Annotated in this window: 1 protein-coding gene; it reads right to left on the bottom strand. The window is 58.1% G+C overall.

Annotated features, from left to right (window positions below):
• Window positions 1-423 precede the first annotated feature (423 nt).
• Window positions 424-1,464, bottom strand: a complete 1,041-nt coding sequence (locus FQ320_RS25170; RefSeq protein ID WP_148475993.1) for an IS110 family transposase — start codon at window positions 1,462-1,464, stop codon at window positions 424-426.
• Window positions 1,465-1,623 lie beyond the last annotated feature (159 nt).

The raw sequence follows: 1,623 nt of genomic DNA, 5'->3' as shown, positions 1-1,623 counted from the left end.
CCCTTCCGTAATGGGGCATTAATTGTCAAGCGCATTGAAACAACAGAAAAGCAGCGCGATACCGATGGCATATCGCGCGACCAAGGTGTTGGCGCTGCGGAGACATCGTGGATCGTAGCGGCGCCAACACCGGTATGATCCCCCAAGTTGTATTTAGAGCTGAGCCGTTGGTCAGATATGCCGAGTTAGTTTCCATCGCCAGGATTTCGCTTCCGTCCGTAGTCAGCGCAAAGGCTGCTACCATATGCCTTGTCCAAAACGGTTCCCGAGTGCCTATCTCCCCAGCGTGCTCGAACAACGACTCGGCACTGGGCGGCTATCGGCATCATCGGGGCCGCGTCCCGGCGAGGGACCTCTGCAAGCCAACGCTACGGCGCGGCTAATTCTCCTCTTTTCTTGTCACATCAATCCAAGCCTGCGCGTTCACACACCCGTGGCTGTCGTCACCACGTCACGGGTGAAACGGAATTCGGTTTCATTGCGCCACATGCGATGGAGCACCACCCCGATGCGCCGTGCCAAGGCGACCGTCGCGCGCTTCTTGCCGCGCCGCTGCGCAACCCGCAGCGCCCAACCGGTCAGCCAGTTGTGCTTTCCGCGGTTCAGCATCACCGTAGCGGCCTGATACAGGGCTGTTCTTAGTCCCGCATCTCCAGCCCGTGTGATCTGCCCGATGACATCCATTTCGCCAGACTGGTTCCGGCTGGGAGTTAACCCGGCCCAAGGCCCGATGTCCTTCGAAGAGTGAAACCGTTCTGGATCATCAATCGCCGCTCTAACGGTCAGTGCCACCACAGCGCCCACCCCGGGCATGGTCATCATTAATTTGCAGACCGGGTCGGTCTTGGCTAGATCCCGGACCCGTTTCTCCAAGCCAGCAAGTTCTTTGCGTAAGGCCATGCGCGCCCGCAGGATTGGCTCCACTGCAGCGACCAACATCCCGTTACCCTCAGCCAATTCTCGAACGCGAGCGTCAAAGCCTGTCTTGGAGATCCGACCTATCTTCAGCCCAAAATTTCGCAAAATACCCCTAACTGAAAGCTCAATGTTGATGATCCCTCGCTGAATGGCCTTGCGTGATGTCAAGATCGCGCGTGTTTCCTGAGAGGAGATCGATTTGCAATGCACCGGTCGGAACCATCCCATCTGCAGGAGCCGTGAAATGCCTTCTGCATCCCGGCGGTCGGTCTTGATCGGCATCGCTTTCAATGCCCCTTTCACCTGCCGGGTTTCCATCAGCACGGTCTCAAAACCGGCCTCCGTCAGGTGTTTGTGCAACCATTGCGAAAGCGGGCCGGCTTCCAGACCCACAGCGACTACAGTGCCAGACAGAGCGCGCAGAACTGCCACAAGTTCCTCCGGCTCGCTGGCAGCCGTCGTTTCCTTGGCCACCTTTCCATGCACCGTCAGAACGCATATCGCAGTGCTTGCCAGAGAGACGTCCAAACCGATAAAGTGATCCATGTCGTTGCCCTTTCATTCTGGTGTTCAGGATTGGGGCGCGCCTCAGGGCAAGACCCCGTAAGCACGCATTGCGTGCCAAGGGCAACGACACCTCAACGCCAACCGTTCAGCAAGTCACAACGGCAATGATTCGCGCCGAGCCCCATTACGGCATCTCCC

It is taken from the genome of Oceaniovalibus sp. ACAM 378 (assembly GCF_008085915.1).
Lineage (GTDB): Bacteria > Pseudomonadota > Alphaproteobacteria > Rhodobacterales > Rhodobacteraceae > Oceaniglobus.
The sequence above is the reverse complement of the archived record's forward strand: the minus strand, read 5'-3'. Positions and strand labels throughout refer to the sequence as shown.